Source organism: Pseudonocardia yuanmonensis (assembly GCF_039542425.1).
GTDB classification, from domain to species: Bacteria; Actinomycetota; Actinomycetes; order Mycobacteriales; family Pseudonocardiaceae; genus Pseudonocardia; species Pseudonocardia yuanmonensis.
In genome coordinates this window covers 26,731-46,478 of sequence record NZ_BAABIC010000034.1, presented here as the reverse complement: position 1 = coordinate 46,478, position 19,748 = coordinate 26,731, and the positions used below count along the sequence as shown (strand labels likewise).

Sequence of the window (19,748 nt, the reverse complement as noted above, 5' to 3'; positions counted from 1 at the left end):
GCAGAATGGTCAAGTGCGTGGAGTCCCCAACCGAGTCAGCCCGTGGTTCCTGCTGCTCCTGGCGGTGACGGTCGTCGGCGCGGTGCTCTGCGTCGTCGGGACCGAGTCGGCGCTGCAGGGCTCGACCGTCCTGTTGACCACCGGCGTGGTGCTGCTGGTGCTCGGCGGCTGGTGCGTCTCGCTGTGCCTGCACGAGTTCGGGCACGCCTACGTCGCGCACCGCGGCGGGGACCGCAGCATCGAGAACCGCGGCTACCTCACCCTGGACATCCGCCGGTACGCGAACGTCGGGCTGTCCTTCGTGCTCCCGGTGGTGTTCCTGCTGCTCGGCGGCATCCCGCTGCCCGGTGGCGCGATCTGGATCAACCAGTGGGCGCTGCGCTCGCGGCGGATCCGCTCGTTCGTGTCCTTCGCCGGCCCGGCCACCAACCTGGTCCTCGGCATCCTGCTGAGCCTGGCGGTGATCTTCGTCCCGATGAACGAGGGGCTCGCGGTCGGGCTGTCCTGCCTCGCGCTGATCCAGATCCTCGCGTTCGTGCTGAACATCCTGCCGGTGCCCGGCCTCGACGGGTACGGCGTGCTCGAGCCCTACCTGTCCCCGGAGGCCCAGCGGCTCGGTCACAAGGTGCGCCCGTGGGCCCCGCTCGTGCTGTTCCTGCTGGTCCTCGGGGTGCCCGGGGTCGCGCGCGTGCTGTTCGGGGTCGGGCAGTTCCTCTTCGCCCTGATCGGCGGCGACGCGCAGTACGCCGCCGCCGGGTACGGACTGCTGCTCTTCTGGCGCTGAGCTCGCCCGGTGCCGCCCCGCGGACTCAGCCGCGGGCGAGCGCGACCATCGCCGGTACCGTGTCCGACTCCGCCGGAAGCGCGTCGAGCGGCCACCAGGCCAGGTCGACCGACTCCGCGCTGATCGCCGGCACCGCGCCGGCGGGGGCCCGCACCAGGTAGCGGACGTCGAGGTGCCGGGTCGGCACGCCGAGCGAGCACGTCACGGGGTGGACGTCGACGTGCAGCGGGTGCTCGGCGATCTCCAGCCCGGCGATCCCGGACTCCTCGGTCGCCTCGCGCAGGGCCGCCGCCCGCAGCGACGCGTCGCCGGGCTCGCAGTGCCCGCCGAGCTGGATCCACCGCCCGACGCGCGGGTGCAGCGTGAGCAGGGTGTGCTCCCCCGGCGCGTCGACCACCAGCGCCGACGCGGTGAGGTGCCCCGCCGCGCACTCGCGGGCGCACGCGTCCTCCGGGCGGGCGAGGCAGAAGGCGATCAGGGCCTGCTGCAGCGCGGCCTGCCCGGCGTCGGGCGGCGACCACGCACGGAGCTCCTCGACCGCGACGGCCGGGCTCACCATCCGGGTGCCCCCTCCCCCGTGACGGCCGGCTTCACCATTCGAGCAACCCGGTGGCCGGGTCCGCCGGCGGTCGTGGACCGGCGGCCTCCACCGGCACCCCGACGGCGACGGCGCCGAGCGGCTGCCAGTCCTCGGCCAGCCCGAGCTCGGCCCGCACGACCTCCGGCGCGAAGATCGTGGACCCGACCCAGCACGAGGCCAGCCCCTCCGCGGCCAGCGCCACCAGCAGCGACTGCACGGCGGCCCCGCCGGCCACGGTGAACATGTCCCGCTCGGCCGCGCGGCGGGCCTCGTCGGGGTAGGCGTGCGCGCCGTCCCCGGTGCGGAAGGGCAGCACCAGCTCCGGCGCCCGGCGCAGCAGGTCGCCGCGGGCGAGCCGGCGCTCCACCTCGTCGGCCGGGCGCCCGTCGGCCTCCAGGTCGGCACGCCACCGCTCGCGCAGCGCGTCGAGCAGGGCGGTGCGCCGGGCGCGGTCGCGCAGCCAGACGAACCGGAAGGGCGTGCTGTGGTGCGGCGCGGGCGCGGTCAGCGCGACGCCGACGGCCCGGCGCACCGCCTCGGCCGGCACCTCGTCGGGCGCGAACTCGCGGACGCTGCGGCGCAGCAGCACGGCCTCGCGCCGGCCCTGCGCGAGCGCCTCCTCGGTGCCCAGCCAGAACAGGTCCTCGTCGACCGGCCGCACCAGGTCGCGGGCGGTCGACCCGTCCTCCCGGACGCCGAGACCGCGCACCACGGCCACCGGGGTGCCGCCGAGCTTGCCCTTGACCAGGTCCGCGGCGCCGGCCACCTCGTCCGCCAGGGCGACCTCGGTGACCAGCAGCTCGTTGCCCTCCGCGTCGACCGCGCCGCCGTAGCGGTGCAGCACGGGGAGCCCCGCGGACCCGATCGCGACGTCCGTCTGCCCGACCCGCCACGACCGGCCCATCGTGTCGGTGACCACCACCGCCACGTCGACGCCGAGCCGTTCCCGCAGCCCCTCCCGCAGCCGGGCGGCGCTCGCGTCCGGGTCGACGGGGAGCAGCGCCAGCTCGTCCCGCCGGACGTTCGAGCCGTCGACGCCGGCGGCGGCCTGCACGATCCCGAGCTTCGACGCGACGATCAGCGTCTTGCCCCGCCGGGCCAGGATCCGCTCGGTCTCGCCCTCGACGAGCCGGCGACGCAACTCGTCCCGCTCCTCGGGGTCCGTCGGTGCGGTGACGAGCCGGCCCTCGGCCTTGGAGAAGATCTTGCTGGTGACCACGACGACGTCGCCGGGCTCCAGCCACGGGGCGGCCTCGGCGACCGCGGCGGTCACGTCGTCCCCCGGACGGAACTCCGGCAGGCCGGGGACCGGGAGGATCCGCAGGCCCTCGGCGGCCCCGTGGTCGGGGATCAGGGAGGGGGCGGGCCGGGACACGGGCCGGGACGGGGTGGGCAGGGCGCTCACGGGCTGACCCCGGCCAGCTCGAACGCCGCCCGCGCCATGTCCGCGGTGGCCTCCACGTCCGTCATCAGCAGCGGGACCGCCCGCGTCTCCGCGCCCTCGACCTCCGCGGAGTCGCCCGAGTGCACCAGCCAGCCGTCGAGCAGGCCGCCCTTCGCCCGGCCGCCGTAGTGCCGGCCGACCGCCTCGGCGGTGGTGTCGACGCCGATCGCGGAGAGGCACGCGTCCGCCATGCCGCGCAGCGGCCGCCCGCCGACGATCGGCGACAGCCCGACGATCTTCGCCTTCGTGCCGACCAGCGCCTGCGGCATACCCGGGATCTGGATCATGGTGCCGATGCTGACGACCGGGTTCGACGGCGCGACCAGCACCACGTCCGCGTCCACGATCGCCTTGGCCGCGGCGGGCAGGACCTTCGCCTCGTCCGCCCCGACCGACGCGAACCGGTGGGCCGGGAACTTGGCCTGGTGGCGCACCCACCACTCCTGGAAGTGCACCGCGATCTGCGGCGGCGCGTCCTCCCGCGGCTCCGGGTTGTCGATCACCACGTGCGTCTCCACGCGGTCGTCCGTGGCGGGCAGCAGCCGCACGCCCGGCTTCCAGCGGTGGCACAGCGCCTCGGTGACCTGCGAGAGCGGGTAGCCCGCGCGCAGCATCCGGCTCCGGACCAGGTGGGTGGCGACGTCCCGGTCGCCGAGCCCGAACCAGGTCGGGTCCGCCTCGTAGGCGGCCAGCTCGTCCCGCACCGCCCAGGTCTCCCCGGCCCGGCCCCAGCCGCGCTCCGAGTCGATCCCGCCGCCGAGGGTGTACATGCAGGTGTCGAGGTCGGGACAGATCCGCAGACCGTGCATCCACACGTCGTCGCCCACGTTGACCACGGCGGTGACCTCGTGCGGGCCCTCGCCGGGCCCGACGGCGGGCAGCCCGAGGGCGGCCTTCACACCGAGCAGGAACCGGGCGCCGCCGACGCCGCCGACCAGGACCGTCACCTTCACGGCGCCAGGCTACGTCGGACCCCCGACACCGAGCGTGGGAGGACCTCGGTGACGGCGGCCACCACCTCGTCGGACCCGGGCTCGGTCCGCGGGCGGAAGCGGGCCCGCACGCTCCCGTCCGGGGCGACCAGGACCTTCTCGCCCCGACGATCTACATCTCGCGGTAGTCGCGGGGACTGAAGCGCGGGCCGAAGCGCGGGCGGCGGAACCCGGAGATCTCGACGTACCGCACGGCCCGGTGCCGCTGCGGCGCGTACGGGGCCAGCACCTCGAGCATCCCGCGGTCGTCGAGCGGGCGGCCGACGAGCGCCCAGCCGACCACGGTGGGGATGTGGAAGTCCCCGAAGCTGACGGCGTCGGGATCGCCCCAGGCGCGCTGGGCCACCTCCGCGGCGGTCCAGACACCGATGCCGGGGATGCGGCGCAACAGGATCCGGCCCTCCTCGCCGCCCAGCTCCACCGCCTTCTCCAGCCGGTGCGCGACCGCGGCGGCCGCCAGGATCGCCCGGCGCCGCGCCGAGTCCACCCCGGCCCTGTGCCACTCCCAGTCCGGGATCGAGCGGATCTGCGCGGGCGTCGGCGGGACGCGCATGCCCCGCGGCATCGCCCCGGTCGGACCGGGGGCGGGGTCGGAGAACCGCCAGCACAGCTCGCGCCAGGAGCGGCGCGCCTCGATCCCGGTGACCTTCTGCTCCAGGATCGCGGGAACCAGCTGGTCCCACACCCGCCGGGTCGAGCCGAGCCGGATGCCGGGGAGCCGGCGGGCGGCGTCGGCGATCAGCGGGTGGTGGGCGACGAACGCGTCCGGTTCGTCGTGCGCGCCGAGCAGGGCGGGCAGGCCGTCGAGCTCCCACCGCGCGCCCGGTCCCCAGCCCGCGGCGACGACCGTGCCGTCGCCGCGGCGGGACATCCGGACCGTCGCCGGCCCGTCGGGCGTGGTGGAGACGCGCCAGATCGCGGAGCCCTCACCGACCGAGCGCCAGGACGGATCGCCCCGCCCGCGGCGCAGCGGGGCGAGCACACCGGCGAGGTCGAGCCGGAAGTCCGGCCGCCACTCGCGCTCGATCACGGCCTCACCGTATCCGCAGTCCACCGGGGGTCGTGAGTGCGTACTGCCGCTCCGGGGGCAGTACGCACTCACGGCTCAGACGTCGGCCGAGAACCGGACCCCGTGCGGCGGGAGCTGGACCTCCGGCCACACACGCACGCCGCCCTTGAGCTCGCAGTGCGCCCCGACGACCGCCCGGTCGCCGATCACCGCGTCCCGGACGTGCGCACCCGCCTCGATCCGGGCGCCGGCGCCGACCACGGAGCTCTCGACGACCGCGTGCGGCTCGATCACCGCGCCGTCGAAGACCATGCAGCCCTCGACCTTCGCGCCCGCGCCGATCACCGCGTTCCGCCCGACCGCGGTGCCGCCGAACACGAAGGCGTCCTTCGCCACGCTGGCGCCGGGCAGCACGATCGACTCGCCGGCCGGGCCGGGCAGCGCCGCCGACGGCGCGACCCCGCGGACCAGGTCGGCCGAGCCGTGCACCAGGTCGGCCGGGGTGCCCATGTCGCGCCAGTAGGCGTTGTCCACGTGCCCGCTCACCCGCGCGCCGGCCTCGAGCAGGCCGGGGAAGGTCTCGCGCTCCACCGACACCACCCGGCCCTGCGGGATCTCCTCGATCACCGAGCGGCGGAAGACGTAGCACCCGGCGTTGATCTGATCGGTCGGCGGGTCCTCGGTCTTCTCCAGGAAGGCCAGCACGCGGCCGTCCGGATCCGTGGGCACGCAGCCGTAGGCGCGCGGGTCCTGGACGCGGACGAGGTGCAGGGTGACGTCCGCCTCGGTGCGCCGGTGCGTGTCGACGACGGCGGTGAGGTCCGTGCCGCACAGCACGTCCCCGTTGAAGACCATGACGTTCTCGGTCGTCAGGTGCTTGGCGACGTTCGCGATCCCGCCGCCGGTGCCCAGCGGTTGGTCCTCCACGACGTAGGTGAGCTCGAGATCGAGCGACTCCCCGTCGCCGAAGTGCTCCTCGAACGTCTCGGCGAGGTAGGAGGTGCCGAGCACCACGCGGCGCACGCCCGCGGCGCGGATCCGGGAGAGCAGGTGCGCCAGGAAGGGCACGCCCGCCGTGGGCAGCATCGGCTTCGGGGCCGACAGGGTCAGGGGGCGCAGACGGGTGCCCTTGCCCCCCACGAGCACGACGGCCTCGACGTCGTCCAGCACGAACGGTCCTCTCGTCGGCCGGCCGGTCCCCCGGTCCCGGTTCCGGTTCTCACTGTCCTCACTGCGTCTGTCATCACGGTGCCGGGGCGCGCCCGCGGGTCGCGCGGGCACGCACCGCCAGCCCGGCGCGCACGGCGGCCCGCAGCGGGGCGTACCGGAGGCCGGGATGCCGGTCGGCCAGGTAGCGGTAGGCGCTGCGATGGTGCTCGGCCAGCATCCGCGCGGACACCTCGGGCTTCGAGGTGGACACCCCGCCGGTGTGCACGACCTCGGCGGTCGGGACGTAGACGTTCAGCCAGCCGGCCCGGCCGAGCCGGTCACCGAGGTCGACGTCCTCGAAGTACATGAAGTAGCGCGGGTCGAAGCCGTCGACGGAGTCGAAGGCGGCGCGGCGCAGCAGGAGGCACGAGCCGGACAACCAGCCCGCGGTGCGCTCCCCGATCGCCGTCGCGGCCTGCCGGTACTCCGTCGACCAGGGGTTGCCCGGCCAGACGCGGCCCAGGACGGCGTGCCCGGCGCCGTGGCCGAGCGAGGGCAGCAGCCGGGCCGACGGGTAGACCGCGCCCTCCGGGTCGCGGATCAGCGGGCCGAGCGCGCCGGCGCGGGGCCAGCGGGCCGCGGCCTCGAGCAGCGTGTCGATAGCGCCCTCGCCCCAGACCAGGTCGGGGTTGGCGACGACGACCCACCCCACCTCGGGACCCAGCCCGGCGACCGCGCGGTCGGCGGCCGTGCCGTAGCCGACGTTCTCGCCGATCCGGAGCAGCTCCACCCCGTCGCGCTCCGCGGCCCGCTCGGGCGCGCCGTCGACGGAACCGTTGTCCGCCAGCACGACCCGCATCGGCCGCGCGGTCGCGGCCTTGAGCGAGTCGAGGAACAGCTCGAGGGTGTCGCCCGGCGAGTACGTGACGGTCACGACCGCGAGCTCGTCCCCGTACGTGCGGACCGCCGACTCCATGGCGGCTCACCCTAACGGTCCTGCCGACCCGACCGGTGCGGGGCTCGTGCACGCCGACGCGCGGGCCTCAGTCGTCCGTCGGGTCCACGCCGTCGAGCTCGGCGAGGGCCTCGGCCGCGGCGCGGTCGCCCCAGCTAAGCGCCATCTCCAGGTACCAGCGCGCCGCATCGGGCCGCCCGGTGTCGAGCAGGAACCGGCCGACGGTCCAGGCCCAGCCCGGCTCGTTGTGCCGCTCGGCCTCGCGGTACTCGCGCTCGGCCGCGTCGAGGTCGCCCCGGGCCACCAGGAAGGCGGCGTACGCGGTGTGCGCCCGGACGGCGCCCAGCTCACCGGCGCGGCGGTAGAGGGAGTCGGCCTCCTCCGCCCGCCCCTGCACGGCCCGGACGTCCGCCAGGGCGACGAGCGTGTCCGGGCGCCGCTCGTCCGCGTACCGCTCGGCGGCCGTCACGGCGGCGGCGAGGTCCTCCGCCTCCAGGTGCAGCGCGACGAGGTTGTCGGGGGCCTGGCGGTCACCCGCCTCGGCCGCATCGGTGAGGACCCGGACGGCCTCGGCGAACCGGCCGTCGGCGCGCAGCAGCAGGGCGAGGTCGTTGGCCGCGGGGAGCTCCCGCTGGGCCACGGCGAGACGCAGCATCTGCTCGGCCCGCGCGTGGTCCCCGAGCTCCGCGAACGCCACCCCCAGCCGCCCGGCGAACTCGAGGTGCCCCTGCTCGAGCAGCGGCGCGAGGAACTCGATCGCGGCGGTCCAGCTGCCGCTGTCCAGATAGGCCCGGACGAGCAGGTCGGCCGAACCGGGCTCGCGGGCCGCGACGGCGCGGCGCAGCGGCTCGACCGCCTCCCACGCCCGGTGCTCCTCGAGCAGCGCGCGGCCCCGGGCCGTGTGCGGGCCCTCCGGCGGGGGCACGGGGATCCGGTGGACGGATTCGGTCCGGGCGGCCTCGTCGGGCTGTGCGGTCATGGGCCCCTCACGGGTCGCAGAGAAGCGAGATGTGAATGGTCTCACTCCCCCCGGGCTCCGGCAGGACGGAGCGGCGATCACCCGAGATGATCACGCGGAGATCCGCGGCCGTCACTCTCCGGGATGGACGATCGCCCAGCGGTGATCTCCGTCCGCCGACACGCCGGGCGACGCGCCGCGATCATGCCTCCGGATGCTGCACCCTCTAGGGGCGGCCGGGAGGCGGCCGCGGGATCGTCCGTCGTCCGGTGCGAGCGAGGAGGTGGCGTGGACCCGACCACGGGTGGCCGCTCCTCCGCGGGCGGCCCGCGGCGGGAGCGCCGCGCCGGCGCCTCCGCGCTCTTCGGCGAGGGCGGCAGCCTGGCCGCCGGTGGCCCCGACCGTCCCCCACGGGCCCGCGCGACCGGCTCGGCGGGGCGGTCGGGCACCTCCTCGGACGAACGGCGGGCGGGCTCCTCCCGCGAGGGCACCGGATCCGGCCGAGGCACGTCCGGCACGGGCCGCACCAGCTCCGGGTCCTCGGACCGCCCCCGCCGGGAGGACGACACCGGCGGCACCCGGCGGACGCCACCCGAGCGCTCGTCGGGGACCGGCGGCTCCGGCCGGGGTCGCGGGTCGGGCACGAGCGCCACGGGGGGCACGTCCGCCCGGTCCGGCTCCCGCGCGGCTTCCGCCCGCCGGAGCGCCGCGGACCGCGACGAACCCCGCCGACCCGTCCGCCGGACCGTCGACGAACCGCCGCCGCGCCGCGGCCGGGACGTCTCACGCGGCGCCGCGGCCACACGGCCGCCCACCCGCACACCGCCCCGCACACCCCCGCCGGCGCGTCCCCGCCCGGCCGCGCCACCACCCCCGAGGCCCGCCGGTCGCCTCCTCCGCCGGGCCCGGATCACGGTCTGTGTCCTGTCGGCGTTGGTCGTCGCGGTCACCGGCACCGCGTGGGGCCTCTACCGCGACATCACCGCAGGCCTGACCACCACCAACGTCATCACCGGCAGCTCCTCCGGTGGCGGGCAGAACATCCTGCTGGTGGGTGTGGACAGCCGCACGGACGCGCAGGGCAACCCGCTGCCCGACGACGTCCTGCGCACGCTGCACAGCGGCGCCGAGTTCGGCGTCCTCAACTCGGACACGATCATCGTGCTGCACATCCCCGCGGACGGTGGCAGCGCGACGGCCTTCTCGATCCCGCGGGACAGCTACGTCGACATCCCCGGCTACCGCAAGGACAAGATCAACGCCGCTTACCCGGCCACCAAGGCGCTCAGGGCGGAGGAGCTGGTGAGATCCGGCGTGTCGCAGCGCGACGCCGACCAGCAGTCGTCCGCGACCGGGCGGACCGCGCTGATCGAGACGGTCCAGGACCTCACCGGCCTGACGATCGACCACTACGCCGAGATCAACCTGCTCGGCTTCTACAACCTGACCCAGGCGATCGGCGGCGTCGACGTCTGCCTCAACGCCGCGGTGAACGACGAGTTCTCGGGCGCCCGCTTCGCCGCCGGCCCGCAGACGATCTCCGGGGCGGACGCGCTGGCCTTCGTCCGCCAGCGGCACGGGCTGCCCGAGGGCGACCTCTCCCGCATCCGCCGGCAGCAGGTGTTCCTCGCCGCGGTCGCCGACAAGATCCTCTCCAGCGGCACCCTGACGAACCCCGGCACGCTCTCGGCGCTGCTCGACGTCGCCGAGAAGTCGCTGGTCATCGACTCGGGATGGGACCTGCTGGGCTTCGCCCGGCAGGCCTCGGACATCGCGGCCGGCAACATCGACTTCCTCACGATCCCGACGCAGGGCGGCGCGAGCAACGAGCGCGGCGACGTCGTGCTGGTCGACCCTGCTCTGGTCCACCAGTTCGTCGAGCAGCGGACCGCGCCGAAGGAGGAGGCCGAGGAGGCCGCCGAGACGAGCGCGCCCATTGTGGACCCGGCGACCGTCACGGTCGACGTCGGCAACGGCTCCGGCGGCACCGGACTGGCGGCCCAGGTCGCCGACCGGCTCGGCGGGGCGGGCTACCTGCGCGGCACCGTGGAGAACTCGGCGAGCCGCTCCACCTCGGTGGTCCGCTACGCGCAGTCGGACGGCGACGAGGCCGCCAGGGCCGTGGCCGCCCAGCTCGGCGGGATCGGCGTCGAGCAGGCCGACGGCGTGGCGTCCGGGCACGTCCAGGTGCTGCTCGGAACGGACTTCGCCGGCGCCTCCGCGGCGGCCGCCCCGAGCACCGCCGGCGGTTCCTCGGCGCCGGCTCCCACGCCGACCACCGAGGTCAACGCGGGCGGCGTACCGTGCATCGACTGATCGCCCGCCCCTGACCGACCGCGCTGACCGACCGCGCTGCTCGACCGCACTGCTCGACCGCACTCGAAGGACGTCCGTGTCGCTGACCGCCACCCTGCTCGACCCGGTCCTCGCCGCCGCCCCGGCCCGGCCGCTGATCACCTTCTACGACGACGCGACCGGCGAGCGCATCGAGCTGTCCGCGGTCACCACGGCGAACTGGGTGGCCAAGGCCGCCAACCTGCTGCGGGACGAGTGCGACGTCGAGCCGGGCGGGAGGGTCGCCGTCCTGCTCCCGGCGCACTGGCAGACGGCCTCGGTGCTTCTCGCGGCGTGGTCGTGCGGGGCCGAGGTGGTCGGCGAGCCGGCCGAGGCGGACCTCGTGCTGTGCGACGCCGGGCGGCTCGACCTGGCGCTGGCCGCCGAGCCGTCGGGCGGGGTGGTCGCCCTGTCCCTCGACGCCTTCGGCCGCGGGATCGAGGGCCTGCCCGCCGGGGTGGTCGACTTCGCCACCGAGGTGCGGCTGCACGGGGACGAGTTCGTGCCGTGGGGGCCGGTGCCCGCCGACGCCCCCGCCCTCGACGGCATGCCCACCACCGAGGTGACCGCCCGCGCGACGGCGCGCGCCGCCGACCTGGGACTGTCGGGATCGGACCGCGTGCTGTCCACGCGGGACTGGACCTCGCGCGAGGACCTGGTCGACGGCCTGCTCGCCGTCCTCGCCGCCGGTGCCTCGCTCGTCCAGGTCGCGCACGCCGACGCGAGCCGGCTGGAGCGCAAGTACGAGACGGAGAGGTGCACCGCCCGCCTCTGATCGGACGGGACGGGCGGACCGGTCGCGGCGGCGGGCCGAGGCGGCGCCGGCGGGGCGGGCTCGGCGAGAGCGGCGCAGGTGGGCTGGCTACGGTGGGGCGATGACCAGCGCCCCCACCCAGAGCGTGACCGCCTCCGACGTCGACGCGGCGGCCGGGCGGTTGCGCGCGGTGATCGGGCCGAGCCCGCTGCAGCTCTCGGCGCGGCTGTCCGACACCGTCGGCGGTGAGGTGTGGCTCAAGCGCGAGGACCTGCAGCCGGTCCGCTCCTACAAGATCCGCGGGGCGTACAACCTCGTCGCGCAGCTGTCGCCGGAGGAGCGCGAGCGCGGGGTGGTGTGCGCGAGCGCCGGGAACCACGCCCAGGGCGTCGCGTTCGCGTGCGCGCGCCTGCACGTCAAGGCCCGTGTCTACCTGCCCCGCACCACGCCGCGGCAGAAGCGGGACCGGGTCGCCCGGCTGGGCGGGAAGGTCGTGGAGGTGGTGGTCGTCGGCAACACCTACGACGACGCCGCCGCGGCCGCCGCCGCCGACGCCGCGCAGACCGGCGCCACCCTCGTCCCCGCCTTCGACGACCCGCGCACGGTCGCCGGGCAGGGCACGGTCGCCCGCGAGGTGCTCAACCAGCTGGCGGACCCGCCGGACCAGCTCATCGTGCCGGTCGGCGGCGGCGGCCTGCTCGCCGGCACCCTCGCCTACCTGCGCGAACGGCACCCGGAGGTCCGGGTGATCGGGGTCGAGCCGGCCGGCGCGGCGAGCATGGCGGCGGCCCTGGCGAAGGGCGAGCCGACCACGCTGGCCGAGGTGGAGCCGTTCGTCGACGGCGCCGCCGTGCGCCGGGTCGGCGACACGACCTTCCCGATCGTGCGGGACGCGTCCGTCGCGGTGGAGGCGGTCGAAGAGGGCCGGATCTGCGTCGAGATGCTCGCGCTCTACCAGTCGGACGGGATCATCGCCGAGCCCGCGGGCGCGCTCGCCCCGGCCGCGCTGGGACAGCTCGACATCCCGCACGGCTCGACGACGGTGTGCCTGCTCTCCGGCGGCAACAACGACGTCAGCCGCTACGCCGACATCGTCGAGCGCGCCCTCGTGTGGGAGGGCCGCAAGCACTACTTCCTCGTGGAGTTCCCGCAGGAGCCGGGCGCGCTGCGCCGCTTCCTCGACGACGTCCTCGGCCCGGACGACGACATCACGCTCTTCGAGTACGTCAAGCGCAGCAACCGGGAGACCGGCCCCGCACTCGTCGGGGTCGAGCTGGGCGACCCGGCCGACCTCGAGCCGTTGCTCGCCCGCATGGAGGCCGCCCCGCCGCAGATCGAGCGGATCCCGCCGGACTCCCCGCTCTTCCGCTTCATCCTCTGAACGAACGGCGCTCTCGCTCACGAGATGTGAGCGAGAGCGCCGTTCGTGCGAGGGTCAGCGGAGCAGGGAGCGCGCCATCACCATGCGCTGCACCTGGTTGGTGCCCTCGTAGATCTGGGTGATCTTGGCGTCCCGCATCATCCGCTCCACCGGGAAGTCCTTGGTGAAGCCGGCGCCGCCGAGCAGCTGCACCGCGTCGACCGTCACCTGCATCGCGGTGTCCGAGGCGAGGCACTTGGCGGCCGAGGAGATGAAGCCGAGGTTCTTCTCGCCGCGCTCGGCGCGGGAGGTCGCGACGTACACGAGCTGGCGCGCGGCCTCCACCTTCATCGCCATGTCGGCGACCATGAACTGGATGCCCTGGAAGTCCGCGATCGCCTTGCCGAACTGCTTGCGCTCCTTGATGTAGGCGATCGCCTGGTCGAGCGCGCCCTGCGCGATGCCGACGGCCTGCGCGCCGATCGTCGGGCGGGTGTGGTCCAGCGTGGCGAGCGCGGTCTTGAAGCCGGTGCCCTCGGCGCCGATGATCCGATCGCCCGGGATCCGGCAGTCGGTGAAGTAGATCTCCCGGGTCGGCGAGCCGGCGATGCCGAGCTTGCGCTCCTTCGGGCCGACCTCGAAGCCCGGGTCGTCCTTGTGCACCACGAACGCGGAGATGCCGTTGGCCTTCTTCTCCGGGTCGGTCACGGCCATGACCGTGTACCAGGTGGACTCGCCGGCGTTGGTGATCCAGCACTTGGTGCCGTTGAGGACCCAGTCGTCACCGTCCCGGCGGGCGCGGGTCCTCATCGACGCGGCGTCCGAGCCGGCCTCGCGCTCCGAGAGCGCGTAGCTGATCATCGCCTCGCCGGAGGCGATCGACGGCAGCACCTGCTTCTTCAGGTCCTCGGAGGCCGACAGCAGGATCGGGACCGAGCCGAGGCCGTTGACCGCCGGGATGAGCGACGACGACGCGCAGACCCGCGCGACCTCCTCGATCACGATGCAGGCGGCCAGCTCGTCCGCCCCCTGGCCGCCGTACTCCTCGGGAATGTGCACGGCCTGGAACCCGGCCTTGACCAGCGCGTCCTTGGCCTCGTGGGGAAAGCGCGCCTGCTCGTCCACCTCCGCGGCGTGCGGCGCGATCTCCTTCTCGGCGAGCGCACGCACGGCGTCGCGGAGGGCCTCGTGCTCCTCGCTCAGCCGGTAGGCGTCGAAGTCGGCGTTCACCATCTCTTCTCCCACGTCGGTGTGTCTCGGTGCGCCCACTCTAACGGCACTCCGTGCCACAGAACAACGCCGCTGCTACCCTCCGTGCCATGTCCCCCGTCACTCCGCGCCGCGGCCGCTCGGCCGCGGGTCGTGCGGAGGTGCGCCGCGACCTGGTCACGGCGGCCGTGGACCTGTTCACCGCGCAGGGGTACGACGACACGACGGTCGACGACATCGCCGCGGCCGCCGGCGTCGGGCGACGGACCTTCTTCCGGTACTTCAAGGGCAAGGAGGACGCGGTCTCCCCCGACCACGAGCGGGGTCTGGCCCGGATCGCCGAGGTCTTCGCGACCGCGCACCCCACCGAGCCGCTGGTGTCGGTGGTGCTCCGCGCCGGCGAGACGGTGTTCGACCTCTACCTGTCCGACCCGGAGACGGCGCGGAAGCGGTTCGCGCTGGTCCACGAGGTGCCCGCGCTGCGCGACCGGGAGGCCGCGATGGTGCACCGCTACCGCAGGCTCTTCACCAAGGAGCTCGCCGCCCGGCTCACCGACGTCGACGACGGCGACCTGCGGGCGGCCGTCACGGGCGCGGCCGTGGTCGCCGCGCACAACCAGGCCCTGCGCCGCTGGCTGGCCGACGGCGGCACCTCCGACGGCACCGAGGCCTGCCGGGCGTACTTCCGAAGGGTCGCCGCCATGCTGCCGCTGGAGCAGGCCCCGGACCTGGAGCAGGTGGCCCGACGACTGGAGCGTGCGGCCCGCTCCCTGGAGCGCCGCACCAACTGAGCCCGGCCGGTTCTGGGCCGGACGGCCGATGCCGCGGCGGACCCGCTACGCCACGATCACCCGGTGAGCGAGATGAGCCCCGAGGAGTACCTCGACACCGTCGACGAGAAGCGCCGCGCGGACATGCTGGCGCTGGACGCGATGATCCGCGAGACCGCTCCCGGCCTGGAACGCGTGGTGCAGCGCGGGATCCTCGGCTACGGCCCCTTCCGGTACCGCTACGCCACCGGGCGGGAGGGCGAGGCCACGCTGATCGGGCTGGCCGCGCAGAAGCGGCACCTCTCGCTGTACGTCCTGTGCGCGATCGACGGCCGGTACCTGGCCGAGACCTACGCCGACCGGCTGCCCGGGGCGTCGATCGGGAAGTCCTGCGTGCGGTTCACCTCGCTGGCGAAGGTGGACCGGGAGGTGCTGCGCGAGCTGGTCGCGACCGCGGCCGCCCACGGCCCGCAGGACGCGGCGGGCCCGGACCGGGCCCGGACATGAGTGATCCCCGGGCCGCGCCCCGTCGGAACGGGGAGCGCGATGCCGAGCTGGACTGGGCTCGGGCCCGGGGACCACTGGTGACCGCCTGGGATTCGCCGGCACCTACCGGCTTCCACTGGCCGTCAGGAAGACGTCCTGATGGTGCCTAGCGGACAGCCACCTCACGAGTCCTGTCGCTAATCAACGTCGGACCACCTCCCTTCTCGTGTACCGCCACCCTACGACCGAGGGACGGCTGCGCGCCACGTGATTCGCGGATGTGATCAGGACCTCTGGCCGGTGGCCTTCGCGCGCAGGGCCTCGTCCTTCTCCAGCACCATCGCCTCGAGCGCGGACTGGAAGGTCTCCATCCGCTCGCGCAGCGTGGGGTCCGCGGCGGCGAGGATCCGCACGGCCAGCAGACCGGCGTTGCGGGCGTTGCCCACGGCGACGGTCGCGACCGGCACCCCCGCGGGCATCTGCACGATCGACAGCAGCGAGTCCAGCCCGTCGAGCACCTTCAGCGGCACGGGCACGCCGATCACCGGCAGCGGGGTCGCGGCGGCGACCATGCCGGGCAGGTGGGCGGCGCCGCCGGCGCCGGCGATGATCACCTGGATGCCGCGGCCGGCCGCGTCCCGGGCGTAGTCGAGCATCCGCTGAGGGGTGCGGTGGGCGGAGTACACGCCGACCTCGTACTCCACGCCGAACTCGGCGAGCGCCGTGCCGGCGGCCTCCATGACCGGCCAGTCCGAGTCGCTGCCCATGATCACGCCGACGCGTGCGGTCACACCCGTGCTCCCGTCTCGGTGGGGACCTCGGACGGCACGCCCGCCGCCCCCTCGTGCACCGACCAGCCGTCGTCCCACCGTGCGGTGGAGAGCCAGTGGGCCGCGAGCACGGCCTTGCGCCGGGCCTCGGCGAGGTCGGCGCCGAGCACGTTGACGTGCCCGACCTTGCGCAGCGGCCGCTCGCCCTTGCCGTAGAGGTGCACCTTGACGTCCGGGAAACGGGCGAACAGGTGGTGGATGCGCTCGTCGACGCTCATCTCCGGCGTGGTGTCGGCACCCAGCACGTTGGCCATGACGACGACCGGGGCGGTCATCGTGGTCGTGCCCAGCGGGTAGTCGAGCACGGCCCGCAGGTGCTGCTCGAACTGCGAGGTGCGGGCACCTTCGATCGTCCAGTGCCCGGAGTTGTGCGGGCGCATCGCCAGCTCGTTGATGACGAGCCCGGCGTCCGTCTCGAAGAGCTCGACGGCGAGCAGCCCGGTCACGTCGAGCTCCCGCGCGATCCGCAGGGCCAGCGACTGGGCCTCCAGCGCGCGGTCCTCGGGCAGGTCCGGCGCGGGCGCCAGGACCTCCACGCACTGGCCCGCCTCCTGGACCGTCTCGACGACGGGCCACGCGGCGGCCTGGCCGAACGGCGAGCGGGCGACCTGGGCGGCCAGCTCGCGGCGCATCGCCACGGCCTCCTCGACCAGCAGCGGGGTGCCCGCGGCGAGCAGCTCGCGGACGAGGTCCGGATCGGTTCCGCGCAGGAACCAGACCCCTCGGCCGTCGTACCCGCCACGAGCGGCCTTGAGCACGAGCGGCCAGCCGTGCTCGGCCGCGAACGCGTCGACCTGCTCGGGGGTGGTGATCTCGGCGAAGGCCGGCACCGGCAGCCCCATAGCCGACAGCCGCCTGCGCATCACGAGCTTGTCCTGCGCGTGCAGCAGGGCGTCGGGGTGCGGGCGCACCGGCACGCCCTTCGCGACGAGCGCCCGCAGGTGCTCCTGCGGCACGCCCTCGTGGTCGAAGGTCACCGCGTCGCAGCCGACGGCGAGGGCCTCGAGCGCGGCGAGGTCGTCCGCCCCGCCGGGGACGACGTCCGGCGCCACCAGCGGCGCGGGCTCGTCCGGCTTGACCGCCAGGACCCGCAGCGACTGGCCCAGCCCGATGGCGGCCTGGTGCGTCATCCGGGCCAGCTGGCCCCCGCCGACCATCCCGACGACCGGGAAGTCCCGGCGCGGTACAGAGGTGCTCACGGTCGCAGAAGCCTACCGACCGACACGCGCGGGACCCGGGCCGGACGCCGGTGTGCTGCGACGTTCTGGCACGATCGATCGAGTGTCCCTGGTCGAGACGACGCTGGCGCGCATCCCCGAGCCCTACCGCGGCATCGCCATCCGGCACCGGGAACTGCTGAAGTTCGCGGTCGTCGGCGGGGCGACGTGGGTGATCGACACCGCGGTCTTCCTGGTGCTCAAGACCACCGTGCTGGACACCAAGCCGCTCACCGCGAAGATCATCGCGGTCCTGGTGGCGACCATCGTGTCCTACGTCATGAACCGCGAGTGGTCCTTCCGGACCCGCGGCGGGCGTGAGCGCCACCACGAGGCGCTGCTGTTCTTCCTCGTCAGCGGTCTCGGGGTGGCGATGTACTCCGCCCCGCTCGCGGCCTCGCGCTACCTGTTCCACCTGCAGGTGCCCGAGGTGTCGCTGCTCGCCCAGGAGATCGCGGACTTCGTCAGCGGGCAGATCCTCGGCACGCTCGTCGGCATGGCCTTCCGCTGGTGGGCCTTCCGCCGGTTCGTGTTCCCGGACGAGAACGTGCGCCGCCAGGTCACCGTCCCCGAGCACATCGACGAGCTGGGCCAGTAGCACGGCTCACCAGTCGATCGCGCGCAGGAAGCCCAGCAGCGCGGCGTTCACCTCCGCCGGGCGCTCCTGCTGCACCCAGTGGCCGGCACCCTCGACGAGGACCTCCCCGCGCAGGTCGTCGAGGTACTCGGCCTGGCGGTCCGGCGGCGTCATCCGCAGGACGGGGTCGGCGTCGCCGGCGAGGAAGAAGCTCGGCACGGTGACGTGCGCCCCCGCGAGCTCGCGCGTGGTCTCCCAGTTGCGGTCGAAGTTCCGGTACCAGTTGATCCCGCCCGTGAACCCGGTGCGGGCGAACTCGGCGGCGTAGTGGTCGAGCTCCTCCTGGGTGAGCCAGGCCGGGAGGGTCTCGGGCTGGGGCAGCCGCTCGACGATGCCGCGCCCGTCGTCCGGGCCGATCAGCCGCGTGCCGTCCCCGGCGACCAGCCCGCTGAGCATGCCGCGCATGGTGCGGGCCGGGTCCTTCGCCATCTCCCCGTCGGCGACGCCCGGCTCCTGGAAGTGCAGGATGTAGAAGAACCTGCCGGCGAGCTTCTCCCGCCAGATCTCCGTCGGCGGCCGCTGGGCGCGGGGCACGAACGGGACGCTCATCCCGCACACGCCCGCGACCCGCTCCGGGTGCAGGAGCGCCAGGTTCCACACGACCATCGCGCCCCAGTCGTGCCCGACGAACACCGCCCGCTCCTCGCCGAGGTCGTCGAGCAGCGCGACGAGGTCGCCGGTGAGGTGGTGGATGTCGTAGTCCTCGACCCGCTCGGGGCGCGACGAGCCGCCGTACCCGCGCTGGTCGGGCGCCACCGCGCGATAGCCCTCCGCCGCCAGCGCGGGCAGCTGGTGCCGCCAGGAGTACGCCAGCTCCGGGAAGCCGTGCGCCAGGATCACCGGGCGGCCCGAGCCCTCCTCGGTGACCCGCAGCCGCACCCCGTCGCCCACCTCGACCGTCCGCTCCGCCATACCCGCACCGTAACCGAGCGGGCGTTCAGGAGGACGGCTTCGGCGCGAGCACCTGGTCGGCCGATGCCGCCGGCCGCTCCCGAGCGCTCCTCCCCTACCGCGGGGTGCCGGCACGCCGGGGCGGCCCGACGACGTCGTCGGCGCGGGCGGCGGGCAGGAAGATCGTGAAGGTCGGCGGGCGGGCACGGGAGAGCTCCAGCCGCCCCCCGTCCGCCTCCACGAGCGCCCGGGCGAGCGCGAGCCCCAGCCCGGTCGACGACTGGACCGACACACCCCTGTCGAACACGTGCGGCACCAGCTCCTCGGGGATCCCCGCACCGGTGTCGCTCACCTCCACGACCAGCGCGTTCGCGCCCTCGCGCGCGGAGATCGTCACGGTGCCGCCGCCGTGCTGCAGCGCGTTGTCGACCAGGGCACCGACCGCCTCGCGGATGCGGGCCGGGGTGACCCGGGCCAGCAGCCCCTCCGGCACCCGGAGCTTGAGCCGCCGCCCCGCGGCCTCCAGCGCGGGGCGCCACTCGTCGGCGACCTCGGTGAGGCCCGAACGCAGGTCCATCGGCTCGGCGCCGGCGGCGCGGGCGGCCCGGGCGGCCTCCAGCAGCTCGTCGAGCACCTCGGAGAGCTTCTCCGTCTGCTCCAGCGCCGCCAGCGCCTCCCGGCGGGCGCTGGGGTCGGGGTGGGTGGAGAGCTCGTCGAGCCGCAGGGTGAGCGCGGTGATCCGGCTGCGGAGCTGGTGCGAGACGTCCCCGACCAGCGCCCGCTCGCGCTGCACCAGGTCGGCGAGGGCGCCGGCGGAGGTGTCGAGCACGTCCGAGACCCGGTCGAGCTCGGGGATGCCGTGCCGGTGCGGGGCGCGCCGGAAGTCGCCGGCGCCGAGCCGCGCGGCCCGGTCGGCGACGTCGAGCAGGGGCCCGGCCAATCGGCGGGCGGTGACCGTGGCGACCACCGCGCCCGTGCCCACGGACAGCACCACCAGCAGGATCACGATCACGGTGACCTGCACCTGCTGGGTGCGCATCACCGAGATCGGCTCGGAGAGCGTGATCGTGCCGCCCTGCCCGAACGGCAGCGACTCGGAGAGGATGTCGTGGCTCTCGAGGGCGCCGACCCGCTGGACCGGGGTGCCCGGGACGTCGACCACGAGCTCGCCGCCGGAGGGCACCGCGAGCGCGATCGCCGCCGAGTCGATCGGGGCGCCGGGGGGCTTGTCGTCCAGCCGGTCGTCGATCTGCTCGAGCCGCTGGATCAGCTCGGCCCGGGTGAAGTCGTCGACCAGCCGCCAGGTGGTGAAGGCCAGCGGACCGCCCAGGACCAGCGCCGTGACCGCGACGACGAACAGGGTCGAGAGCAGGATCCGGCGGCGCACGC

General features: G+C 74.8%; 19 protein-coding genes. 7 read left to right on the top strand and 12 right to left on the bottom strand.

Going from position 1 to position 19,748, the window contains the following annotated elements; translation table 11 throughout:
- Positions 1-13: 13 nt before the first annotated feature.
- The gene (locus tag ABD990_RS32000; protein WP_345384537.1) at positions 14-784 is read left to right on the top strand and encodes a site-2 protease family protein; all 771 of its coding nucleotides are present in this window, start codon (positions 14-16) and stop codon (positions 782-784) included.
- Positions 785-809: 25 nt separating this feature from the next.
- On the opposite strand, the gene ABD990_RS31995 is transcribed toward ABD990_RS32000, so the two are convergent.
- The 7 genes from ABD990_RS31995 to ABD990_RS31965 form a co-directional block, all read right to left on the bottom strand.
- Entirely contained in the window at positions 810-1,343 is a 534-nt protein-coding gene (locus ABD990_RS31995; protein ID WP_345384536.1) for an NUDIX hydrolase, read from the bottom strand.
- A 31-nt stretch (positions 1,344-1,374) separates the two neighbouring features.
- Entirely contained in the window at positions 1,375-2,715 is a 1,341-nt protein-coding gene (locus ABD990_RS31990) for a coenzyme F420-0:L-glutamate ligase (protein WP_345384554.1), read from the bottom strand.
- A 50-nt stretch (positions 2,716-2,765) separates the two neighbouring features.
- A complete protein-coding gene (gene cofD / locus ABD990_RS31985) occupies positions 2,766-3,761 on the bottom strand; it encodes a 2-phospho-L-lactate transferase (RefSeq protein WP_345384535.1) in 996 nt (331 codons plus the stop codon).
- Positions 3,762-3,912: 151 nt separating this feature from the next.
- Positions 3,913-4,830 carry a DNA-3-methyladenine glycosylase family protein gene (locus tag ABD990_RS31980; RefSeq protein ID WP_345384534.1) on the bottom strand — a complete coding sequence of 306 codons (918 nt, stop codon included), beginning with the start codon at positions 4,828-4,830 and terminating at the stop codon, positions 3,913-3,915.
- Between the two features lie 75 nt (positions 4,831-4,905).
- A complete protein-coding gene (gene manB / locus ABD990_RS31975; protein WP_345384553.1) occupies positions 4,906-5,976 on the bottom strand; it encodes a mannose-1-phosphate guanylyltransferase in 1,071 nt (356 codons plus the stop codon).
- Between the two features lie 76 nt (positions 5,977-6,052).
- Positions 6,053-6,934 carry a glycosyltransferase family 2 protein gene (locus ABD990_RS31970; protein ID WP_345384533.1) on the bottom strand — a complete coding sequence of 294 codons (882 nt, stop codon included), beginning with the start codon at positions 6,932-6,934 and terminating at the stop codon, positions 6,053-6,055.
- Positions 6,935-7,001: 67 nt separating this feature from the next.
- On the bottom strand, positions 7,002-7,892 hold the full coding sequence (locus tag ABD990_RS31965) for a tetratricopeptide repeat protein (protein ID WP_345384532.1): 891 nt from the start codon (positions 7,890-7,892) through the stop codon (positions 7,002-7,004).
- A gap of 912 nt (positions 7,893-8,804) precedes the next feature.
- On the opposite strand from ABD990_RS31965, the gene ABD990_RS31960 reads away from it, so the two are divergent.
- The 3 genes from ABD990_RS31960 to ilvA all read left to right on the top strand — a co-directional run bounded on the left by ABD990_RS31960 (position 8,805) and on the right by ilvA (position 12,340).
- Positions 8,805-10,187: an LCP family protein gene (locus tag ABD990_RS31960; protein ID WP_345384531.1), complete on the top strand. Its 1,383-nt coding sequence runs from the start codon at positions 8,805-8,807 to the stop codon at positions 10,185-10,187.
- 76 nt (positions 10,188-10,263) lie between these two features.
- Complete coding sequence (locus tag ABD990_RS31955) at positions 10,264-10,980, top strand: TIGR03089 family protein (protein ID WP_345384530.1); 717 nt, start codon at positions 10,264-10,266, stop codon at positions 10,978-10,980.
- Between the two features lie 100 nt (positions 10,981-11,080).
- Entirely contained in the window at positions 11,081-12,340 is a 1,260-nt protein-coding gene (gene ilvA / locus ABD990_RS31950) for a threonine ammonia-lyase IlvA (protein WP_345384529.1), read from the top strand.
- Positions 12,341-12,394: 54 nt separating this feature from the next.
- Here the strand turns inward: ilvA and ABD990_RS31945 are convergent, their stop codons facing one another.
- A complete protein-coding gene (locus ABD990_RS31945) occupies positions 12,395-13,552 on the bottom strand; it encodes an acyl-CoA dehydrogenase (RefSeq protein ID WP_345384528.1) in 1,158 nt (385 codons plus the stop codon).
- Between the two features lie 86 nt (positions 13,553-13,638).
- Here ABD990_RS31945 and ABD990_RS31940 point away from each other — a divergent pair, with 86 nt between their 5' ends.
- Entirely contained in the window at positions 13,639-14,319 is a 681-nt protein-coding gene (locus ABD990_RS31940; RefSeq protein ID WP_345384527.1) for a TetR family transcriptional regulator, read from the top strand.
- Positions 14,320-14,391: 72 nt separating this feature from the next.
- Positions 14,392-14,805 (top strand): DUF1801 domain-containing protein, encoded by a 414-nt coding sequence (locus ABD990_RS31935; protein WP_345384552.1) that lies wholly within the window; start codon positions 14,392-14,394, stop codon positions 14,803-14,805.
- Positions 14,806-15,068: 263 nt separating this feature from the next.
- Here the strand turns inward: ABD990_RS31935 and purE are convergent, their stop codons facing one another.
- Both purE and ABD990_RS31925 read right to left on the bottom strand, forming a co-directional pair.
- Positions 15,069-15,575, bottom strand: a complete 507-nt coding sequence (purE, locus tag ABD990_RS31930) for a 5-(carboxyamino)imidazole ribonucleotide mutase (RefSeq protein WP_345384526.1) — start codon at positions 15,573-15,575, stop codon at positions 15,069-15,071.
- Positions 15,572-16,813, bottom strand: a complete 1,242-nt coding sequence (locus ABD990_RS31925; RefSeq protein WP_345384525.1) for a 5-(carboxyamino)imidazole ribonucleotide synthase — start codon at positions 16,811-16,813, stop codon at positions 15,572-15,574. The genes purE and ABD990_RS31925 overlap by 4 nt, the downstream gene beginning before the upstream one ends.
- Positions 16,814-16,895: 82 nt before the next feature.
- Here ABD990_RS31925 and ABD990_RS31920 point away from each other — a divergent pair, with 82 nt between their 5' ends.
- Positions 16,896-17,429: a GtrA family protein gene (locus ABD990_RS31920; RefSeq protein WP_345384524.1), complete on the top strand. Its 534-nt coding sequence runs from the start codon at positions 16,896-16,898 to the stop codon at positions 17,427-17,429.
- Between the two features lie 6 nt (positions 17,430-17,435).
- Here ABD990_RS31920 and ABD990_RS31915 read toward each other — a convergent pair whose 3' ends face one another.
- Positions 17,436-18,380 (bottom strand): alpha/beta fold hydrolase, encoded by a 945-nt coding sequence (locus ABD990_RS31915; protein ID WP_345384523.1) that lies wholly within the window; start codon positions 18,378-18,380, stop codon positions 17,436-17,438.
- A 94-nt stretch (positions 18,381-18,474) separates the two neighbouring features.
- A complete protein-coding gene (locus ABD990_RS31910; RefSeq protein ID WP_345384522.1) occupies positions 18,475-19,746 on the bottom strand; it encodes an ATP-binding protein in 1,272 nt (423 codons plus the stop codon).
- Positions 19,747-19,748 lie beyond the last annotated feature (2 nt).